The organism is Bradyrhizobium sp. USDA 4341 (assembly GCF_054063755.1).
In genome coordinates, this window is the sequence record NZ_JBSSGO010000002.1 from 3,258,601 (window position 1) to 3,276,469 (window position 17,869).

Annotated in this window: 16 protein-coding genes; 7 read left to right on the plus strand and 9 right to left on the minus strand. The window is 64.1% G+C overall.

All coding sequences use genetic code 11. The features are described 5' to 3' along the window. The first annotated feature begins 192 nt into the window (after positions 1-192). Positions 193-1,305: a toll/interleukin-1 receptor domain-containing protein gene (locus tag ACVIGB_RS21480; protein WP_456721138.1), complete on the plus strand. Its 1,113-nt coding sequence runs from the start codon at positions 193-195 to the stop codon at positions 1,303-1,305. A 31-nt stretch (positions 1,306-1,336) separates the two neighbouring features. Here ACVIGB_RS21480 and ACVIGB_RS21485 read toward each other — a convergent pair whose 3' ends face one another. Together ACVIGB_RS21485 and ettA are read right to left on the minus strand one after the other, a co-directional pair. Further along, positions 1,337-1,921, minus strand: a complete 585-nt coding sequence (locus ACVIGB_RS21485; RefSeq protein WP_456721137.1) for a TIGR00645 family protein — start codon at positions 1,919-1,921, stop codon at positions 1,337-1,339. A gap of 169 nt (positions 1,922-2,090) precedes the next feature. Next, complete coding sequence (ettA, locus tag ACVIGB_RS21490; RefSeq protein ID WP_456721136.1) at positions 2,091-3,740, minus strand: energy-dependent translational throttle protein EttA; 1,650 nt, start codon at positions 3,738-3,740, stop codon at positions 2,091-2,093. Positions 3,741-4,010: 270 nt separating this feature from the next. On the opposite strand from ettA, the gene ACVIGB_RS21495 reads away from it, so the two are divergent. Together ACVIGB_RS21495 and ACVIGB_RS21500 are read left to right on the plus strand one after the other, a co-directional pair. Further along, on the plus strand, positions 4,011-4,253 hold the full coding sequence (locus ACVIGB_RS21495) for a hypothetical protein (RefSeq protein WP_456721135.1): 243 nt from the start codon (positions 4,011-4,013) through the stop codon (positions 4,251-4,253). A 126-nt stretch (positions 4,254-4,379) separates the two neighbouring features. Next, positions 4,380-5,342: a D-2-hydroxyacid dehydrogenase family protein gene (locus tag ACVIGB_RS21500; protein ID WP_456721134.1), complete on the plus strand. Its 963-nt coding sequence runs from the start codon at positions 4,380-4,382 to the stop codon at positions 5,340-5,342. Between the two features lie 71 nt (positions 5,343-5,413). On the opposite strand, the gene ACVIGB_RS21505 is transcribed toward ACVIGB_RS21500, so the two are convergent. Continuing rightward, on the minus strand, positions 5,414-6,661 hold the full coding sequence (locus ACVIGB_RS21505; protein ID WP_456721133.1) for a L,D-transpeptidase family protein: 1,248 nt from the start codon (positions 6,659-6,661) through the stop codon (positions 5,414-5,416). A gap of 328 nt (positions 6,662-6,989) precedes the next feature. Here ACVIGB_RS21505 and ACVIGB_RS21510 point away from each other — a divergent pair, with 328 nt between their 5' ends. Continuing rightward, entirely contained in the window at positions 6,990-7,829 is an 840-nt protein-coding gene (locus ACVIGB_RS21510) for a hypothetical protein (protein WP_456721132.1), read from the plus strand. A 10-nt stretch (positions 7,830-7,839) separates the two neighbouring features. Here ACVIGB_RS21510 and sseA read toward each other — a convergent pair whose 3' ends face one another. The 3 genes from sseA to ACVIGB_RS21525 all read right to left on the minus strand — a co-directional run bounded on the left by sseA (position 7,840) and on the right by ACVIGB_RS21525 (position 10,489). Continuing rightward, on the minus strand, positions 7,840-8,697 hold the full coding sequence (sseA, locus tag ACVIGB_RS21515) for a 3-mercaptopyruvate sulfurtransferase (protein WP_456721131.1): 858 nt from the start codon (positions 8,695-8,697) through the stop codon (positions 7,840-7,842). A 147-nt stretch (positions 8,698-8,844) separates the two neighbouring features. After that, a complete protein-coding gene (locus ACVIGB_RS21520; protein WP_016847778.1) occupies positions 8,845-9,258 on the minus strand; it encodes a rhodanese-like domain-containing protein in 414 nt (137 codons plus the stop codon). A 55-nt stretch (positions 9,259-9,313) separates the two neighbouring features. Continuing rightward, entirely contained in the window at positions 9,314-10,489 is a 1,176-nt protein-coding gene (locus tag ACVIGB_RS21525; protein WP_456725108.1) for a vWA domain-containing protein, read from the minus strand. A 286-nt stretch (positions 10,490-10,775) separates the two neighbouring features. Between ACVIGB_RS21525 and ACVIGB_RS21530 the strand changes: the two genes are divergently transcribed. The 3 genes from ACVIGB_RS21530 to ACVIGB_RS21540 all read left to right on the plus strand — a co-directional run bounded on the left by ACVIGB_RS21530 (position 10,776) and on the right by ACVIGB_RS21540 (position 13,543). Beyond that, a complete protein-coding gene (locus tag ACVIGB_RS21530) occupies positions 10,776-11,021 on the plus strand; it encodes a GlsB/YeaQ/YmgE family stress response membrane protein (RefSeq protein ID WP_092124584.1) in 246 nt (81 codons plus the stop codon). Between the two features lie 104 nt (positions 11,022-11,125). Then, positions 11,126-11,968, plus strand: a complete 843-nt coding sequence (locus tag ACVIGB_RS21535; RefSeq protein WP_092124583.1) for an AAA family ATPase — start codon at positions 11,126-11,128, stop codon at positions 11,966-11,968. Positions 11,969-12,040: 72 nt separating this feature from the next. Further along, the gene (locus ACVIGB_RS21540) at positions 12,041-13,543 is read left to right on the plus strand and encodes a flavin-containing monooxygenase (RefSeq protein ID WP_456721130.1); all 1,503 of its coding nucleotides are present in this window, start codon (positions 12,041-12,043) and stop codon (positions 13,541-13,543) included. Positions 13,544-13,711: 168 nt separating this feature from the next. Here ACVIGB_RS21540 and ACVIGB_RS21545 read toward each other — a convergent pair whose 3' ends face one another. From ACVIGB_RS21545 to ACVIGB_RS21555, 3 genes are all read right to left on the minus strand, one after another. Then, a complete protein-coding gene (locus ACVIGB_RS21545; RefSeq protein WP_456721129.1) occupies positions 13,712-15,355 on the minus strand; it encodes a GMC family oxidoreductase in 1,644 nt (547 codons plus the stop codon). 28 nt (positions 15,356-15,383) lie between these two features. Beyond that, a complete protein-coding gene (locus ACVIGB_RS21550; RefSeq protein WP_456721128.1) occupies positions 15,384-15,977 on the minus strand; it encodes a GNAT family N-acetyltransferase in 594 nt (197 codons plus the stop codon). Between the two features lie 108 nt (positions 15,978-16,085). Further along, entirely contained in the window at positions 16,086-17,012 is a 927-nt protein-coding gene (locus ACVIGB_RS21555) for an SMP-30/gluconolactonase/LRE family protein (RefSeq protein ID WP_456721127.1), read from the minus strand. Positions 17,013-17,869: the final 857 nt, after the last annotated feature.

The window sequence follows — 17,869 nt, forward strand, 5'->3', positions numbered from 1 at the left end:
CTTCGGAGCGAACTTCGGATTCGATAAGGACACTAGCAAACTTATGATTCTAGTGTGCTTTATGAATGCGAAGTTCGTGAAAGCGGCTGCCGCGAAATCGCACGAACTTCGCATTCAGCACACTAGCGGAAACAGGCATTGCAACGTGGATTTGGCAATGTCAGAATTCAATTCTGGGTGGTAAGTTTTGCCATGCGCATATTTTTGTCATTTCCCTCCGAATTGGAATCGCAGGCTGACAACATCGCTCAGTCCCTGCGCAATTGCGACCATGACGTCTTCTTTTCGCACGACGATCTCCCGCCGGGCGACAGCTTCGATGCGCGCGTCGAAAAAGCCATCGAAAGCAGCGATTTTATGGTGTTCCTGATCAGCCCGGAATCGGTGACCAAGGGACGCTACACCTTGAGCGAGCTCGCCTTTGCCCGAGCCAGGTGGCCGAACCCGAGCAATCGCGTGCTGCCGGTGATGATGGCGCCGACCCCGCTCGACCAGGTCCCGGCCTATCTCAAGGCGGTCACGATGCTGGAGCCGCAGGGCAGTGCCGCGGCCGAGACGCGAGCCGCGGTGGACCGCATGCTGGCGGCCGAGCGCGCGCAGTCGCGCGGCCGATCCAGTTGGCCCTTCGTCGTGCTGGCGCTTTTCTCGGTTGTCGGCAGCTTCATTACCGTGAGGTATGCCACCGGCGTTCTGCAATATTCGTTCGTGGATTCCACGCCGACCGGTGGGATAACGATCCTGCCCGGTGTGATATTTGGATTGGTGATCGCGATCTGCAACTTCATATTTGGCGTCAAGGACCGGTTCCAGCTGGCACTGGTGGTTGCGGTGACGACAGCGGCCTGGATCGCGGCCTACGATGCCAGCAGCGTCACGCTTCAGTCACTCGGCCAGTATTCGAAAGCCGTCGCCGCCGCTGACGCCGGTACCGCCGACACAACCGCCACCCCCGCCGAGGTCAGGGACACGCTCGGCAATAATCCGTTCATGGGCTACGTCATCGGCAGCGTCGGAGGAGCCATTGGCGGCGCGATCACAATTCTTGGCGTCCTGCTGACCAATCCCGGCTTTAGGCGGCTCGACAGCGTTGTCGTGAACTGGATCGCTGCCATAGCGGCCGGAGCCGTTTACGGCGCGATCGTCAAATTCCCGGACTGGCTGGCCTGGCTGGTGCTATTCGGCGTCTGGCAGACCACATTCATCCTCGCGATGGCGCGCGGATTCCCGCGCGGGGCCGCGGAAATCCCGGAATGGCTGGGCAGGATCACCGCGCCGGCATTGTTTGGCCAGCGCGCGGCGCGATGACGCCGCGCCAGCCATCGCCAGTCTATCCCGGCTAATGCCCAACCTGCTGCTTGGCGCCTTCGATCGAGTCGTTCGACAGCCTGTCGACGATGGCGATGCCGATCGCCGACAGGATGAAGACGCAGTGGATGATGGTCTGCCACATCACGCCGGTCTCGGTGTAGGTGCCCTTGCCGGACGACAGCGCGCCGGCCTCGATGAAGGTGCGCAGCAAGTGGATCGAGGAGATGCCGATGATCGCCATCGCCAGCTTGATCTTCAGCACGCTGGCATTGACGTGGTTGAGCCATTCCGGCTCGTCCGGATGTCCCTGCAGATTGAGGCGCGACACGAAGGTCTCGTAGCCGCCAACGATCACCATCACCAGGAGGTTCGAGATCATCACGACGTCGATCAGGCCGAGCACGGCCAGCATGATCTGCTGCTCGCTGAAATCGAAGGCATGGGCGAACAGGTGCCACAGCTCCTTCAGGAACAGCACGACATAGACGCCCTGGGCGATGATCAGGCCGACATAGAGCGGCAATTGCAGCCAGCGCGATCCGAAGATCAGCATGGGAACGGGACGCAGCGACCGGCCCTTCGAGCGGGCGGGCGCGTCTGATAGTGCGGACATGTTGGAGTGCTCGCGGAATTGAGAATTGCGGAGCGCTCTATCTACGCAATCCCGCGCACTTGAAAAGCGACAACTGGCCGCAGATTTGCGCCGCGATGCCGTCACGATTCTGCAAAACGAGTGGGTGGTCGAACGCGGCGCGATAGCCGCGCTCGACTACTTCAACCAATCACCGCGTCAGCTTCTTGTACTTCACGCGGTGCGGAATGATGCTGTCCTGGCCGAGCCGGCGCATCTTGTCCTTTTCGTAATCCTGGAAGTTGCCTTCGAACCATTCGACATGGCTGTCGCCCTCGAAGGCCAGGATGTGGGTCGCGATGCGGTCGAGGAACCAGCGATCATGGCTGATGATGACGGCGCAACCGGCAAAATCCTCCAGCGCCTCTTCCAGCGCGCGCAGCGTGTCGACGTCGAGGTCGTTGGTCGGTTCGTCGAGCAGCAGCACGTTGGCGCCCGACTTCAGCATCTTGGCGAGATGCACGCGGTTGCGTTCACCGCCCGACAGCGCGCCGACCTTCTTCTGCTGGTCGGCGCCCTTGAAGTTGAACGACGAGCAATAGCCGCGCGAGTTGACTTCCTTCTTGCCGAGCAGGATCAGCTCGTTGTTGCCTGAGATCTCCTCCCACACGGTCTTCTTGCCGTCGAGCGCGTCGCGGGACTGGTCGACATAGCCGAGATGCACGCTCTCGCCGACGGTGATGGAGCCCTTGTCCGGCATCTCCTGCTTGGTGATCATCCTGAACAGCGTGGTCTTGCCGGCGCCGTTGGCACCGATCACGCCGACGATGCCGCCCGGCGGCAGCTTGAAGGTGAGATCGTCGATCAGCATGCGGTCGCCAAAACCCTTGCTGAGGCCTTCGAAGTCGACAACGTTCTGACCGAGGCGCTCGGCAACCGGAATCGTGATCTGCGCGGTCTGGGTCTGCTTTTCACTGGCCTGTTTCAGCAGCTCCTCATAGCGCTGGTAACGTGCCTTGGACTTGGCCTGACGCGCCTTTGGCGAGGATGCGATCCACTCCTGCTCGCGGGCCAGCGTCTTCTGATGCGCGGCGTCCTCGCGACCTTCCTGCTCGAGCCTCTTCTGCTTCTGCTGCAGCCAGGACGAATAGTTGCCCTCGTAGGGGATGCCCTTGCCGCGGTCGAGCTCGAGGATCCAGCCCGTGACGTTGTCGAGGAAGTAGCGGTCGTGGGTCACGATCAGGATCGCGCCGGGATAGTTGCGCAGATGGCCTTCCAGCCACGACACCGACTCGGCGTCGAGATGGTTGGTCGGTTCGTCCAGCAGCAGCAATTCCGGCTGGTCGAGCAGCAGGCGGCACAGCGCGACGCGGCGGCGTTCACCGCCCGACAGTTTGGTGACATCGGCATCGTCGGGCGGGCAGCGCAGCGCGTCCATCGCCTGGTCGACCTTGCTGTCGAGATCCCACAGGCCCTGCGCCTCGATCTCGTCCTGCAGCTTGGTCATTTCGTCGGCGGTCTCGTCCGAATAGTTGACGGCCAGCTCGTTGTAGCGGTCGAGGATCGCCTTCTGCTTGGCGACGCCGAGCATGACGTTCTCACGGACGTTGAGTGCGGAATCGAGGTGCGGCTCCTGCTCGAGATAGCCGACGCGGGCGCCCTCGGCGACCCAGGCTTCGCCGTTATACTCCTTGTCGAGACCGGCCATGATCTTGAGCAGCGTCGACTTGCCCGAGCCGTTGACGCCGAGCACACCGATCTTGGCGTCCGGGTAAAAGCTCAGGTGGATGTTATCGAGCACCTTGCGGGTCGGGTACGCCTTGGTCAGACCCTGCATGAAATAGATGAACTGGCGAGCCATCCGCTGTCCCTGGAATTGATCCGATTTGTGGAAATTTTGCTGTCGCCGATGTAACGGCCGGCCCCCGAAAGCGCAACCGCGGGGCGGTCGTTTTCCATCCGTTCACCACGTTCCGTCCATTCGCCACGTGTGATTACGGGTTCGGCACCATCTGTGCGCCGAATCACGACAATTGAAACTATCTTTTAATAAATCAGGCCAAAACTCGTTCTCAACGCCGAAAACGGCGATTTTCGCGGCAGAACCGTGACAAACAGTTGAGGCCACGTCATGGCTACCATCATTTCAGCACCTCTTTCGCGGCCGACGACCAAACGCGAGGCGACGCTGTTCGCCGAATTCAGCGCCTTCTGGCGGGCCTTCGTTGCCAAGGCTGTCAATCCCTATCGACCGGAACTGCACTATATGCGTGGCCCGGGTCCGGCCTGCCGCGCCAAGCAGATGGCGCTGTCGCCGGCAGTCCGCTCGATGCTCGCCGATATCCGCACCGCGAAGACGCGCAAGCCATCCTGAGCCGTCCGGCAATCGCCGCTTCTTGAAACCGCGGCCGCTTGCACGCCCGCCGATTGCGCGCGACCATCGGGGGCTCCCCGACGGTTGATTGTCCGCCGTCGCCCTCACCCTGAATGGACCTTTCCGATGACGCGGCTCCGCTGTGCAATCCTCGACGACTATTTCGACATCGCGCTTTCGCTGGCCGATTGGCCGGCGATCAAGGATCGCGTCGAGGTCACCGTGTTCGACCAGCCGTTCGCGAGCCAGGCGGAAGCAGCGGAGAAGCTGAAGGACTTCGAGATCATCTGCGCGATGCGCGAGCGCACGGCGTTCCCGCGCAGCCTGCTCGACGCGTTGCCCAGGCTGAAGCTGCTGATCACGTCGGGCATGCGCAACGCCGCGATCGACATGGAGGCCACCAAGGAGCGCAACGTGGTGCTGTGCGGCACCCAATATAGTCGCGATCCCACCGCACCCCTGACCATGGGCCTAATCCTGGAACTGACGCGTGGCATCGGCCGCGAGAATGCGCGCATGCACGACGGCGAGGCGTGGCAGAGCTTTGCCGGCACCGAGATCGAGGGCAAGACGCTCGGTGTCATCGGCCTCGGCAAGCTCGGCAGTAAGGTCGCCGGCATGGCCAAGGTTTTCGGCATGAACGTGATCGCCTGGAGCCCCAACCTGACGCCCGAGAAATGCAAGGAGGCCGGCGTCGGCTACGCCAGCAAGGACGAGCTGTTCGCAACATCAGACATCATCACCGTCCATGTCGTGCTGAGCCCGCGCTCACGCGGGCTGGTCGGCGCCGCCGATCTCGCCCGCATGAAGCCACAGGCCTATCTCGTCAACACCGCGCGCGGGCCAATCGTCGACGAAGACGCCCTCCTCGTCGCACTGCGCGAGAAGAAGATCGCCGGCGCCGGCATCGACGTGTTCTCGGTCGAGCCGCTGCCGTCAGATCACCCGCTCCGCAAGCTCGACAATGTCGTGATCACACCGCACCTCGGCTATGCGACGCGCGAAAGCTTGCAGACGCACTATCAGCAGATGGTCGCGTGCATCGACGCCTTCACCAAGGGTAGCGAGCCGCCGCGGCGGCTGGCCTGAGATCGGACATCGATCGGCAAACAAAAAAGGCGCGCTGTTCGCGCGCCTTTCTTGAAGAATTGCCGGTTGGTCTAGCGCACCGTGACCGGCGCGGGCAGCGGCTGGACCGAGGTCGGCTGCGTGCCGGGCAGCGGCGCGGCCTGGGCCTGCGTCGGCGCGGGAGCCATCGGATTGGGCGGCGGCGCGGCGGAAGCCGTCGTCGTGCCCGGGGCTGCGCCGCCGGGCAGCACAACCACGCGGGTGCCGACCTTGGTGCGCTCGAACAGGTCCGAAACGTCCTCGTTCAGCATGCCGATGCAACCCGACGAGACGAACTTGCCGATCGTCGACGGCTGGTTGGTGCCGTGAATACGGTACACGGTCGAGCCGAGATACATCGCGCGGGCACCGAGCGGATTGCCGGGTCCGCCGGCCATGAAGCGCGGCAGATAGGGCTGACGTTCGATCATCTCCGTCGGCGGATGCCAATCCGGCCACTCGGCCTTGCGGGTGATCTTCTGCACGCCGGTCCAGGTGAAACCGTCGCGGCCGACACGGACGCCGTAACGGATCGCCCGGCCATTGCCGAGGATGTAATAGAGGTAGGTGTTCGGCGTATCGACGACGATGGTGCCTGCCGGCTCCTTGGTCGCGAACGCCACTTCCTGGCGGCGCAGGTTCGGCGCCAGTTGCGCGGGGCCATCTTCCGGCTGCTCGTCCGGTGGAAGGGCTGCGATCTGCACCGGCTTGCCATTGGCGTCGACCGGCGCCTGCTGCTGCGACACGGCTCCGGTAACGCCCTCGGGCGGACGCATGCCGCCGCGGTCGTCGCCGTAGGACACGCCGGCGGCCGGAACGCCATTGTCGCGATTGGCTTGCTGCGCCCCCGGACGATCGCCATAGATCACCGGCGGCGGCCCCATCGGCCGGCCATAGCGCGGATCATCGGGCGACATCACCGGACCGGTCGGCGCACTGCGGTCGGAGTAGACCGGCTGGGAATTCATCGGGCGGCCGTAGCGCGGATCGTCCGGCGACATCACCGGACCGGACGGCGCACCACGATCGGAATAGACCGGCGCATTCATCGGGCGGCCATAGCGCGGGTCATCCGGCGACATCACCGGGCCGGGCGGCGGCAGTCCGGCCGAATTGCGCGGCGCGTCTTCATCGTCGAGCGAGTCGAAATCCGGCATGTTGCCCTGCGAATAGGGCTGCGGCGCGGCCGAATAGACCGGGCCCTGGGGAGCTGGATAGCCCTGCTGCGCACGCGCGAGCGAGGTTCCCGCCACGCCGAGAGCCGCGGCAGCGCAAATCGTCAGAATGCGGTTGATCATCATTGCTCTATTATAGTCCCCAAGCCACACCGGACTGTTAACGGCCCAATGCAGGAAGATAGCGGCGCATTCAAGACAAATCCGCGAAATCCGGGCCATTTCGGGCTTTTGTGATGTGCCGTCAACGCTGCGGCAAAGATGTCTCATGGGTCGGGAATGTTTGTCCACCTGCCCAAAGTCATCAATCACCCGCATTTTGTAACAAACAGTCTTCGAGGGTTGCGATATCTTCGAATCGGCCTGATTCGCGCTTGCGACGCCGGCTTTCTTGTGTGGTCACCGCGTTCCCCCGACATCGAAGACCCTCCCGCAGAAGGGGGAACCCGCGCCCATGCTCCCCGGCCTTCGTTTCTTGTTCGCCGCGATCGTGCTGGCGACGTCGCTTGTGGTGTTCGGGTTAGGGGCAGCCGCGCTGTTTCGCGCGGCGCATGAGGAATTCGCCAGCATTCCGGCCCGCCGGGTCCCGCCCGAGCCGCAATTTGCTCAGCAGCCCGAGACCTCGCCGGTGCTCGCCATGGTGCGGGTCGAGCCATCAGCCGCCGACAAGGCGGTAGCCGACAGCCCGGTGCCCTCGACACCCTCAGACCCAGTCGCATCCGAGCCGGCTGCTCCTGCCGAAGCCTCTCCTCCAGCCGAGCCGGCGAAGCTCGCCGCGGTGACGGCGGATGACGCATCGCCGGCACCGCCGAAGCTGGAAGCCCAGACGGTCGAAACTCCTGCACCAGCGCAGTCCGCTGAGGTCGCTCCACAGCCTCCGGCCGCGGATCCCTCGCCCGCATCGCAGCCCGCACCGGTTTCCACGGAAGCGGCACCGATGCCAACCGAGGCCAAGGTCGCCGCGGTGACCGATCCGCCTGTCGCAACCAACGAACCCGCGCCCGCCGCACCGGCACCCGCGATGGCTACGCCGGAGCCCGCACCGCCGCCGTCACCGGAGGCCATCGCGGCCGCGAGCAGGATCGCAACGCTGGGCGGACCCGAAGTTGTTGTCGAAGCGCCGGCCACGCCGAAGGCCACCAAGGCGAAGAAGCCGGAGCGCAACGCCACCGGCAAGCCGGCACATCGCAAGGAGCGCCGGCGGGTCGTCCGCGCGCCGCCGGTGCGGCAGGCCGTTCAGCAGCAGCTCGATCCGTTCGGCAACCCGACCCTGGTTCCGCTCACCCGGCGTTAGAAGCTATTTATCAGGCTGGCCCCGTCGCGATCGGCGGGCCGCTCGCCTGTCCCCATTCCGACCATGAGCCGTCATAGAGCGCGGTGTCGGTGACGCCGAGCCGGTAGAGCGCGAGCGTCAGCACGCCGGCCGAGACACCGGAGCCGCAGCTCGTCACGATCGGCGCATCGAGCTTCACGCCGGCACCGCTGAACGACTTGCGCAGATCGTCGAGCGGCTTCATCTCGCCGGTCGCGGCATCGAACAGTTGGTTGTAGGGCACGTTGCGGGCGCCCGGGATGTGGCCCGCGCGGATGCCCGGCCGCGGCTCCGGCGCGCGGCCCTCGAAGCGCTCGGCGGCGCGAGCATCGATCACCTGCTCGGCGCGGCTTTCGACATTGGCGATCATCTGCTCGATGCTGCGCACGCGCTTCGGATCGTAGTTTGCCTTGAAGGTCGCAGGCTTCGCCTTCACCTCGCCGCTCTCGACCGCCCTGCCCTCGGCGCGCCACTTCTTCAGGCCGCCATTGAGGATGCGCACGTTGCGATGGCCATAGGACAGGAACATCCACCAGGCGCGCGGCGCGGCGACCCAGCCGCCGGCGTCATAGATCACGACGGTGTCGGCATTGCTGATTCCGAGCCCGCCGATGTCGCGGCCGAACTGCTCGGCGTTCGGAAACATATGCGGCAGCGGATTGGCATGATCGGACACCGCATCGACGTCGAAGAACACCGCGCCGGGCAGATGCGCAGCGAGGTAGTCGTCCTTCGGCAGCGGCAGCACGCCGGGCAGCTTGAAGGTCGCGTCAAGCACCTTGACGTTGGCGTCGCCGAGATGCGCAGCCAGCCATTCGGTCGAAACGAGCGGATCGTCGGTGGTGGTCATGATCATTCCTTCTTGTCATTCCGGGGCACGCGAAGCGTGAACCCGGAATCCAGAGGTTGTCTTGCAAGATTCTCAGGTGCGCAATTGCGCACCATAGTTCGCGCTGCGCGCGCCCCGGAATGACGGCGGATAAGGAACCAGCGCCGCTTAGCCCTTCTTCTTCGGCTCCCACGCCTCGATCGGACCGCCGGCCTCGCGCCAGGCGGCGAAGCCGCCGCCCATATGGGCGACCGGCTTCAGGCCCATGTCCTTCGCGGTCTTGGCGGCGAGTGCCGAGCGCAGGCCACCGGCGCAGTGGAAGATGAACTTCTTGTCTTCCTGGAAGATCGGCTTGGCATACGGGCTGTTCGGATCGATCCAGAATTCGAGCATGCCGCGGGTGCAGGAGAATGCGCCGGGGATCTTGCCATCGCGCTCGATCTCGCGGGGATCGCGGATGTCGACGATCACGACGTCGTTCTTGCCGATCAGCGTGATCGCATCGGCCGCGCTGATGGTCTCGATCTCGGCATTGGCCTCGTCGATCATCACCTTGATGCCGCGGTGGATGTTCTGGGGCATGGGGCTCTCCCTGGATGTTGTTGGCACGCCCGTCGGCGCGCGACGCCTTGCGCGTTTACCGCACCAGCTCCCGCATCGCGTTCTCCAGACCTTCGATCGTGATCGGATACATGCGCTCGGAGAACAGGCGGCGGATGATGGTGGTCGATTCCGAATAGTCCCAGTGCTTCTGCGCCACCGGATTGAGCCACACCGCGTGCGGATAGGTGCGGGTGATGCGGTCGAGCCAGACCGAGCCGGCCTCCTCGTTGACATGCTCGACCGAGCCGCCGGGCACCATGATCTCGTAAGGCGACATCGAGGCGTCGCCGACGAACACCACCTTGTAGTCGTGCGGGTACTTGTGCAGCACGTCCCAGGTCGGCGTGCGATCGGTGAAGCGCCGCTTGTTCTGCTTCCAGACGCCTTCATAGAGGCAGTTGTGGAAGTAGAAATATTCCATGTGCTTGAATTCGCTCTTGGCGGCCGAGAACAATTCCTCGACCTGCTCGATATGCGAATCCATCGAACCGCCGATATCGAAGAACACCAGCACCTTGACCGCGTTGCGCCGCTCGGGACGCATGTGCACGTCGAGATAGCCGTGGTTGGCGGTCTCCTTGATCGTGGTGTCGAGATCGAGCTCGTCCGGCGCGCCGGTGCGCGCGAACTTGCGCAGCCGCCGCAGCGCGACCTTGATGTTGCGGATGCCGAGCTCGACATTGCCGTCGAGATCCTTGAACTCGCGCTTGTCCCACACCTTCACGGCGCGGTTGTTGCGGTTCTTCTCCTGCCCGATCCGCACGCCCTCGGGATTATAGCCGTGGGCGCCGAACGGCGAGGTGCCGGCGGTGCCGATCCACTTGCTGCCGCCCTGGTGACGGCCCTTCTGCTCTTCGAGGCGCTTCTTCAAGGTCTCCATGAGCTTGTCCCAGCCCATCGCCTCGATCTGCTTCTTCTCTTCCTCCGTGAGATACTTCTCAGCGAGCTTCTTCAGCCACTCCTCGGGGATCTCCGCCTTGCCCATGGCGTCGAGCAGGCTCTCGAGCCCCTTGAACACGGTGCCGAACACGCGGTCGAACTTGTCGAGATTGCGCTCGTCCTTCACCAGGGCGGTGCGCGACAAATAGTAGAAGTTCTCGACGGTCTGTTCGGCGAGATCGGCGTCAAGCGCTTCCATCAAGGTCAGATATTCCCGTAGCGTCACGGGGACCTGGGCGTCGCGCAGCGATGTGAAGAACTGCAGGAACATACTCACCTAGATCGCCCGCTGGACCGGTGGCGTCAAGGGGCCGAGCCATGCCGAGACCGGCGATCCGCCTTGATTTGGCCCCTGGCGCCATGTCTTGCGGGGGTCCACCCAACGACGCCCCGCCCCGTATCCATGCGGCGGTCATTCCGCGCGGCGGAAACATGACGGTCGACATTCCATGCGTGCCGCGCCGTTCAGGGTACCGCTGCGCTGCGGAATCCGCCCTAGACCGCCCGGCTTTTTCAATTACAATTGCGCCTGACAAGACATTGGGCAGGACGTTTGAATGGGCATCATTGCGGCACTGGTGATCGGTGCGATTGCCGGCTGGCTCGCGGGGCTGATCGTGCGCGGCGCGGGCTTCGGGCTGATCGGCAACATGGTTGTCGGCATCATCGGCGCGCTGGTGGCAAGCTGGCTGCTGCCGCGCCTCGGCGTCGGCCTCGGCGGCAGCGCGATCCGCGACATCCTCAACGCGACGATCGGCGCTTGCATCGTGCTGGTGATCGTATCGATGATCAGACGAGCGTGATCGAAAAATTTGCATCTCCAACGGCCGCTGCGAGAGCGGTCGTTTCATGTTGAGGCCCAAGGTGAGACCCTGTGGCCAACGAACGAAACAAGGCAAACAGATCGATGAAATTCACGGGTACCAAGGACTACGTCGCCACCGATGACCTCAAGGTCGCCGTCAATGCCGCCATCGTGCTCGAGCGCCCGCTGCTGGTGAAGGGCGAGCCCGGCACCGGCAAGACCGTGCTGGCCGAGGAAGTCGCCAAGGCGATCGACGCGCCGCTTTTAACCTGGCACATCAAATCGACCACCAAGGCGCAGCAGGGCCTTTACGAATACGACGCGGTGTCGCGCCTGCGCGACAGCCAGCTCGGCGACGCGCGCGTGTCCGACATCAAGAACTACATCAAGCGCGGCAAGCTGTGGGAGGCCTTCACCCATGAGAAGCGCCCGGTGCTCCTGATCGACGAGATCGACAAGGCCGACATCGAATTCCCCAACGACCTGCTGCTCGAACTCGACCGCATGGAGTTCCACGTCTACGAGACCGGCGAGACCATCAAGGCGAAGCTGCGCCCGATCGTGATGATCACGTCGAACAACGAGAAGGAACTGCCGGACGCGTTCCTGCGCCGCTGCTTCTTCCACTACATCAAGTTCCCCGACGCCGACACCATGAACAAGATCGTCGACGTGCACTTCCCCGGCATCAAGAAGCGGCTGGTGGAAGAGGCGCTGCGGATCTTCTTCGAGGTTCGCGAAGTACCGGGCCTGAAGAAGAAGCCCTCGACCTCGGAGCTGCTCGACTGGCTCAAGCTGCTGCTGAACGAGGACATCACGCCCGAGATGCTCAGGGAGCGCGATCCGCGCAAGCTGATCCCGCCGCTGCATGGCGCGCTGCTCAAGAACGAGCAGGACGTGCACCTGTTCGAGCGGCTGGCGTTCCTCAGCCGCCGCGAAGTCTAGTTCACGCAAGCGCCGGGGCATTCGCTCCGGCGTTTTGCTCACCGGCTCCAACCAAAAAGAAGACCAGGGAAGATGAACGTCCAGACCCAAATCCGCGCCGCCGAGCCCGTCACGACCGAGCACTTCGACGTCCTGATCGCGGGCGCCGGCATCTCCGGCGTCGGCGCCGCTTACCACCTCACCACGCAATGCCCGGGCACCAGCTTCGTGGTGCTGGAGACGCAGAAGACCTTTGGCGGCACCTGGTCCACCCACCGCTATCCGGGCATCCGCTCCGACAGCGACCTGCATACGTTCGGCTACCGCTTCAAGCCGTGGACCAGCGCCCCGATCGCCAGCGCAGCCGAGATCCTGAAATACATGGGCGAGGTGATCGAGGAGAACGACCTCGCCCGCCACATCCGCTATCGGCACACCATCACCGCGGCGAAGTGGTCGAACGAGACCAACCTCTGGACCATCGATGCTGTTCGCATCGACACCGGCGAGCAGCTGCGCTTCACGACGAACTTCTTCTGGATGTGCCAGGGCTACTACCGCCACGACGCGGGCTATACGCCCGAATGGACCGACATGGCGAAGTTCAAGGGCACGGTCGTGCATCCGCAGACCTGGCCCGACGACCTCGACTACAAGGGCAAGCGCGTGGTCGTGATCGGTTCCGGCGCCACCGCTGCGACCCTGATCCCGGCGATGGCCAAGGATGCCGGCCATGTCACCATGCTGCAGCGTTCGCCGACCTATTTCCGCACCGGCCGCAACGCGATCGAGATCGCCGAGGAGCTGCGCCGGCTGCAGGTCGACGAGGCCTGGATCCACGAGATCACCCGCCGCAAGATCCTGTTCGAACAGGACGCGTTCACCAGGCGGACCTTCGCCGAGCCGGAGGGCGCCAAGAAGGACCTTTTGGCGGCGGTCGAGGCCGTCCTCGGCAAGGACTACGACATCGCCACCCACTTCACGCCGCGCTACCGGCCGTGGCGGCAGCGCATCGCCTTCATTCCGGATGCCGACCTGTTCCACGCCATCAAGGGCGGCAAGGCTTCCGTCGTCACCGATGAGATCGAGCGCTTCACCGAGAAGGGCATCCTGCTCAAGTCCGGCAGGGAGATCGAGGCCGACATCATCATCACCGCGACCGGCTTCCACCTCTCCGCCAATGGCGGCATCGACTTCGCAATCGACGGCAAGCCGCTCGACTTCAAGGACACCGTGACCTATCGCGGCATGATGTTCACCGGCGTGCCGAACCTCGTCTGGGTGTTCGGCTATTTCCGCGCCAGCTGGACCTTGCGCGTCGATCTGGTCGGCGACTTCGTCTGCCGCATGCTCAAGCACATGAAGGCGACGGGCGTGAGCAAGGTGACGCCGGCGCTGCGCCCCGAAGACCACAACATGCCGCTGCTGCCGTGGATCGATCCGGAGAACTTCAACCCCGGCTACATGATGCGCGGCATGCACCTGCTGCCGAAGCGCGGCGACAAGCCGGAGTGGCAGCACAACCAGGACTACTGGGCCGAGAAGGATGAATTCCCGGCGATCGACCTCGATGACAAGGCGTTCGTCTACGGCTGAGCTCCTGATAGCAGTCCCGTCATCCTGAGGAGCGCGTAGCGCGTCTCGAAGGATGCACGGCCCCAGTCGGGCCGTCGTGCTTCGAGACGGCCGCTTCGCGGCCTCCTCAGCATGACGGTGCTAGACACAGCGCGCTGATCAAGAAGCATCGGCGCGCACAGCTTTCCCTCACGCATACTCCGGCAGTTTCGCGGCCACCTCTGGCGTCTTGCCGCGGATCATGTCGGAGGCCTTGTCGGCGATCATCAAGGTCGAGGCGTTGAGATTGGCCGAGATCATCCGCGGCATGATCGAGGCGTCGATCACGCGCAGGCCCTCCATGCCATGGACCCGAAGCTGGTCATCCACCACGGCCCAGGGCGCGTCGGCCGGGCCCATCCGACAGGTGCAGCCGGGATGAAAGGTGGTGGTGCCGCGCTGGGTCGCGGCCGCGAGCAGCTCGTCGTCGCTCGTGACCTTCGGACCGGGAAAGTCCTCATAGGCGAAATACGGCTTGAGCGGCTCGGAGGCGAGCAGCCGGCGCGCCAGCTTCATGCCGGCGACGACGACGCGGCGGTCGATCTCCTCGGCAAGATAGTTGGTCTGGATGATCGGCGGCGCGAACGGATCGGCGGAGCGGATGCGGACATAGCCGCGGCTCTCCGGCCGCTGCTGCCATGAGGCCACCGTCATGCCGGGCTCGTCCTCGAGCTGGCCCTGCACGCCTTCCTTGTAGCTCGCCGGTGTGAAGGTGAGCTGCAAATCGGAGCTCTCGGTGGTCTCGCCGGAATGCCAGAAGCAGTAGACCATGGTCGGCGACAGCGACAGCAGCCCGCGCCGGGTCGTCGCCCATTTGATCGCCTCGCCCCACAGGCTGAAGCCGCGGCGCAGCTCGTTGATGGTCCGGATGTTCTTGACCCGCGCCACCGAGCGCGGCGCGTAGTGATCCTGCAGGCCTTCGCCGACACCCGGCAGCGCGTGGCGCACCTCGATGCCGTGCGACTTCAGCAGGTCGGGCGAACCGACGCCGGAGAGTTGCAACAGTTGCGGCGAGTTATAGGCGCCGCCGGAGAGGATGACCTCCTTGGTGGCGCGGATCTCGAGCGGATCGCCGTGCTTGCCGCCCCGGTTGTAGCGCACGCCGACCGCGCGCTTGCCCTCGAAGATGATGCCGGTGACATGGGCATGCGTGCGCACGTCGACATTCGGCCGCTTCCGCGCCGGATGCAGGAATGCGGTCGCAGCGCTGACCCGGCGGCCGTTCAGGATGGTGCGCTGGCAGTAGGAGACGCCCTCCTGGATCTGGCCGTTGTAGTCGGGGTTGCGCGGAATGCCGAGGCTGACCGCGCCCGCCATGAAGGCCTCGCAGAGCGGATCCTGCCAGTCCATCGTGGTGACGGTGAGATTGCCGTCGCGGCCGCGATAGGTGTCGTCGCCCTCGCCGATCCTTCTCTCCATGCGCCGGAAGTACGGCAGCACGTCGGGATAACCCCAGCCGCGATTGCCGAGCTGCGCCCAGGTGTCGAAATCCTGGCGCTGGCCGCGGTTGTAGATGTGGCCGTTGATCGAGGACGAGCCGCCGAGCGTCTTGCCGCGCGGCGCATAGATGCTGCGCCCGCCGGTGTAGGGACCCACCTCCTGCTGATAGGCCCAGTTCACGCTCTTCATGTGGAAGGTCTTGATGAAGCCGGCCGGCAGATGGATGTAGGGATGCCAGTCGCTCGGCCCCGCCTCCAGCACGCAAACCTTGACAGCAGCGTCTTCACTCAACCGGTTGGTCAGCACGCTCCCGGCGGAGCCTGCGCCGATGATCACATAATCGAACGTTTCCATCGTCTCGTTTCTGGCGCCGACCAACGTGTCAGCGCGGCTTTTCGTTGAGTTGATAGTTGAGATGCGCCTTCACCGTCGGCCATTCGCTGGCGATGATGCTGTAAACCACGGTGTCGCGCAACGTGCCGTTGGGCGCGATCTGATGGCTGCGCAGGATGCCGTCCTGCTTGGCACCCAAACGCTCGATGCCGCGCCGGCTCTGGTGATTGAAGAAGTGCGTGCGGAACTCGACCGCGATGCAATCGAGCCTCTCGAAGGCGTGCTGGAGCAGCAGCAGTTTGCACTGCGTATTGACCGCGCTGCGCTGCACACGCTTGGCGTACCAGGTCGAGCCGATCTCGACGCGGCGGTTCGGCGTGTCGACGTTCATGTAGGTCGTCATGCCCGAGATCCGGCCGTCGGCATCGAACACGGTGAACGGCAGCATTGATCCGGCCGCCTGCAGGCCGAGCCTTCGGTCGATCTCCTTGGCCATGTTCTCCGGCTGCGGGATCGAGGTGTACCAGAGTTGAGAGAGACCGCCGTCCTTCACTGCGTCGACGAGACCGTCGCGATGATCATGGGACAGCGGTTCGAGCCGCGCATGCGCGCCGCGAAGGGTGACCGGTTCAAGCCAGGGCATTTTGATTCCTTTCCGTCATTGCGAGGAGCGAAGCGACGAAGCAATCCACCCCCTCCGTGTTCGTGGCGGCATGGATTGCTTCGCTTCGCTCGCAATGACGTTCTTACGTCACTTGTTCAGAAAATTCAGCGGCAAGCCCGGCCGCGACCAGTCCATCGCGATCAGTTCGCCCTTGCCGGACAGCGTGATGTAGGCAGTCTTCAGATCGGGTCCGCCGAAGGCGATGTTGGTGGTAACGCGGTCGCCGGTCGGCACCTGCTCGACCACCGTGCCGTCAGGCGCGATCACCGAGATGCAGCCCGAGATCAGCGTCGCGACGCAGACATTGCCCGATGCTTCGACGGCGAGCGAATCGAACATCTGGTAGCCGCCGAGGCCCGCGATCGGCTTGCCGCGCTCGCCGCGATAGATCACGTCGCGCGGCTTGATGGTGCCGGGCTCGGCCACTTCATAGGCCCACAGCCGCGCCGTCGGCGTCTCCGCGATGTAGACGGTCTTCTCGTCCGGCGAGAGACCAATGCCGTTGGCGGGCAGGATGCCGTGCACGGCCTCGACGATCTCGTTCATGCCGGGCTTCAGATAATAGAATGCGCCGACATCCATCTCGCGGGCGCGGCGCTTGCCGAGATCGGAGAACCACAGGCCGCCCTGTCTGTCGAACACCAGATCGTTCGGCCCGCGCAACTCATGCTCGCCGCACGTCGTCACCACGGTCTCGACCTTGCCGGATTGCAGATCGACGCGCTGGATCGAGCCGCCGAGATAATCCTCCGGCTGCGGCCCCGGCATGATCATGTTGCGGGTCGGGATCCAGGAGAAGCCGCCATTGTTGCAGACGTACATCTTGCCGTCCGGGCCGAGCGCCGCGCCGTTCGGGCCGCCCGGCACCTTGGCGACGATCTCCTTGCGTCCGTCGGGATAGATGCGGGTCAGCCGCTGGCCGCGGATTTCGACCAGCACGACCGAACCGTCGGGCATCACGACGGGACCTTCGGGAAACTCGAGATCGGTGGCGAGTACGCGGATATTGGGCATGGCATCCTCCCGGCTCATTGGCTGCAGGCGGATTCCGAACGGCCCCGCACGCACAACGTTGTTGTTTCATCCTGTTATGGCAAACGGGGTTTGGCTTGCCAAGCAATCCGGGGCGCAACGCTGCCCGGCGTTGAGGTGGTGGGCAGCACCATGGCTACGCCCACAACCTCGTCCTGGCGAAAGCCAGGAGCCATAACCACCGCGCTTGGTAATGAATGGGATCGTTGCGTCAGCATCGCACAACAATTCTCATTTGGGGTAATGGGTCCTGGCTTTCGCCAGGACGACACCAATTGTTTGGCACCGACCCACATCCACAATCGTCGTCCCGGCGAAGGCCGGGACCCATAACCACAGGGTTGTGTTGTTGGAGAGGGCTGTGGCCCCAGCGTCGCGCAACAACTTCCATTTGTGGTTATGGGTCCCGGGTCAAGCCCGGGACGACACTGAATGTGTGGCTCGACTTTTGAGTCATACATCCGCGTTCTCGCGACGTGATCCGCCCGAGCTTTGCTCTTCGTTCCGCCCTCGCTCTCGTAGGGAAAGCCGGGTGCCGATTGCACCCATGGGCCCCGTGCAAAAGGTAGAAAGCTCGGGGGTAGGACCACAGGTGTAACCGGAGCATTCCGGCTTCCCTGCGCGATGGGTTACGGCTTACTTCGTGCTCTCCCCGGCGAGACTGGGCTTGCTTGTCACCGTCTCCGCAACACGCTTTTGCATCTTGCGAGGAAACACCGGCCGCGAGGGCGTCAGGACAACACGACTTCACCGTCCGCTTCGCGTGCCTTCGTCAGCCGCACGCTCGGCGTCCACCGCATCTCGACCCACGTTCGTGACGACCGCGAAGCGCCCCTCGA

Excerpts from the sequence above, each read along its gene's own strand:
- ACVIGB_RS21525 (WP_456725108.1), bottom strand. The coding sequence starts at position 10,489 with ATGTTCCTGCAGTTCTTCACATCGCTGCGCGACGCCCAGGTCCCCGTG.
- ettA (WP_456721136.1), bottom strand. The coding sequence starts at position 3,740 with ATGGCTCGCCAGTTCATCTATTTCATGCAGGGTCTGACCAAGGCGTAC.
- sseA (WP_456721131.1), bottom strand. The coding sequence starts at position 8,697 with ATGACCACCACCGACGATCCGCTCGTTTCGACCGAATGGCTGGCTGCG.
- ACVIGB_RS21530 (WP_092124584.1), top strand. The coding sequence starts at position 10,776 with ATGGGCATCATTGCGGCACTGGTGATCGGTGCGATTGCCGGCTGGCTC.
- ACVIGB_RS21495 (WP_456721135.1), top strand. The coding sequence starts at position 4,011 with ATGGCTACCATCATTTCAGCACCTCTTTCGCGGCCGACGACCAAACGC.
- ACVIGB_RS21540 (WP_456721130.1), top strand. The coding sequence starts at position 12,041 with ATGAACGTCCAGACCCAAATCCGCGCCGCCGAGCCCGTCACGACCGAG.
- ACVIGB_RS21505 (WP_456721133.1), bottom strand. The coding sequence starts at position 6,661 with ATGATGATCAACCGCATTCTGACGATTTGCGCTGCCGCGGCTCTCGGC.
- ACVIGB_RS21480 (WP_456721138.1), top strand. The coding sequence starts at position 193 with ATGCGCATATTTTTGTCATTTCCCTCCGAATTGGAATCGCAGGCTGAC.
- ACVIGB_RS21520 (WP_016847778.1), bottom strand. The coding sequence starts at position 9,258 with ATGCCCCAGAACATCCACCGCGGCATCAAGGTGATGATCGACGAGGCC.
- ACVIGB_RS21510 (WP_456721132.1), top strand. The coding sequence starts at position 6,990 with ATGCTCCCCGGCCTTCGTTTCTTGTTCGCCGCGATCGTGCTGGCGACG.
- ACVIGB_RS21550 (WP_456721128.1), bottom strand. The coding sequence starts at position 15,977 with ATGCCCTGGCTTGAACCGGTCACCCTTCGCGGCGCGCATGCGCGGCTC.
- ACVIGB_RS21555 (WP_456721127.1), bottom strand. The coding sequence starts at position 17,012 with ATGCCCAATATCCGCGTACTCGCCACCGATCTCGAGTTTCCCGAAGGT.
- ACVIGB_RS21545 (WP_456721129.1), bottom strand. The coding sequence starts at position 15,355 with ATGGAAACGTTCGATTATGTGATCATCGGCGCAGGCTCCGCCGGGAGC.
- ACVIGB_RS21485 (WP_456721137.1), bottom strand. The coding sequence starts at position 1,921 with ATGTCCGCACTATCAGACGCGCCCGCCCGCTCGAAGGGCCGGTCGCTG.
- ACVIGB_RS21500 (WP_456721134.1), top strand. The coding sequence starts at position 4,380 with ATGACGCGGCTCCGCTGTGCAATCCTCGACGACTATTTCGACATCGCG.
- ACVIGB_RS21535 (WP_092124583.1), top strand. The coding sequence starts at position 11,126 with ATGAAATTCACGGGTACCAAGGACTACGTCGCCACCGATGACCTCAAG.